The sequence below is a fragment of the Streptomyces mutabilis genome (assembly GCF_014649815.1).
Taxonomy (GTDB): Bacteria; Actinomycetota; Actinomycetes; order Streptomycetales; family Streptomycetaceae; genus Streptomyces; species Streptomyces mutabilis.
Genome location: NZ_BMTT01000041.1, coordinates 15,001 through 16,472 on the forward strand (window position 1 = coordinate 15,001; position 1,472 = coordinate 16,472).

Annotated in this window: 1 rRNA gene (running past one end of the window); it reads right to left on the bottom strand. The window is 63.7% G+C overall.

What is annotated here, in order from left to right:
- Positions 1 to 199: ribosomal RNA gene (locus IE142_RS39450) — 16S ribosomal RNA — on the bottom strand (it extends 1,610 nt beyond the left edge of the window).
- Positions 200 to 1,472 lie beyond the last annotated feature (1,273 nt).

A 1,472-nucleotide genomic window follows, 5' to 3' on the forward strand; every position in this document is an offset into this window, starting at 1 on the left:
TTCCGAAGTCGAGGTTTTTAGCATGTATTAGCTCTAGAATTACCACAGGTATCCATGTAGTAAGGTACTATCAAATAAACGATAACTGATTTAATGAGCCATTCGCAGTTTCACAGTATAAAGTGCTTATACTTAGACATGCATGGCTTAATCTTTGAGACAAGCATATGACTACTGGCAGAATCAACCAGATAACTACCTTGCGGCCCAGGGGCGGGGATATTGCTATCCACCGTCGCCCGGGCACGAGGCCCCCCGAAGGGGACCGGAAGGTGAGCTATGTAATCTGGAAGGGACGCACGAAGCGCCCGATCGACCGCGAAGGCCCCCAGCGCACCGGGAACCCGCGACGACCATCCAATTGCCCCCACTGGGCCCTCCAGGACCGGTCCGCACGCAGGTGAACCCTGCCGGGACGCCCTCACGGGCGCCGACAGGCTGCGGCATATGGTCCTCTGGTGGGGGGTCCGGACCCCGCGGACACGCCGGCGAACGGCGGCTCCCGCAGGGCGGCTCCCCCCGGGAATCTGGGTTTCGATGATGGCCAGCGGCCAACGATCCACAGACTCCGTCAGCGCCGGGGACCACGCAAGGGCCCCCGGGCTTCAGTCACCCCCCCAAACCGCGAAACACGGACCCCGGGGTGCGACGGCACAGGCTTCTTTCCGACCCAACCGCACGCCCAGCACCGGGAATCCCGTAACCTGGGTACCGTCAACCGCTCCCCGAAGGGGCAGCAACGTGGCACTCCCAGGCGGAGGAAACCGGCCTGCAGCGGCGGCGAGGCGGACACCTGGCCATGGCGCCCCACGGCAGTTCGACCGCAGGGGGGTGGTTGGCAGTCCCCGTTCCTGAGGTGTCGCCCGCGATGCGGGACCGAATCACCACCAGGCACAGAGAGACTGCCCATCTGGCAGGGAAGAAGTGTGGGAGGGCGACCGTCAGGCCCGGCGTCACGATGGCTCTCGATCCCCAGGGGGACCCCCGCCCTCACCGTTCGACCGGTCCATGACCATCACCCTTCACATATATCCACCGGACACCGTCGGGGTCAAAAGTAGCCCATTTATGTTCCCGGGTCCCAAAGTGATTCTGGGGGGTCGGTTTTTGTATGGGGTGGTCCGTGCACGTGTCGTTTTTCCCATACAAAGTGGGCCTCCGGACCAGTCCCAAACTCCCGCACTTTCGATACTTAGTGAAATCCGATCGCGTTTCGACCGGCCACCAACGCTCGCTCTCCCGACCACGCTCTGCCGCCCGCTCGTCGCATCGGCCGCGAGCCAGTCGTCTGGGGCGGCTGGCCGGTCACTTCCCGCTGCTGAAATGGCATGTCCCGTGTTCCTAGAGGTCTGCGGCCGGGCCGATTTGGGGACCGGCCGGTCGGGAGGCCGCGGTCAGTTGGCGGCCCACCCACCGCCAACTGGCGAGCTTCTTCGACATGGAGGCCGGTCCCCCAAACGTGCCGGCCGGTC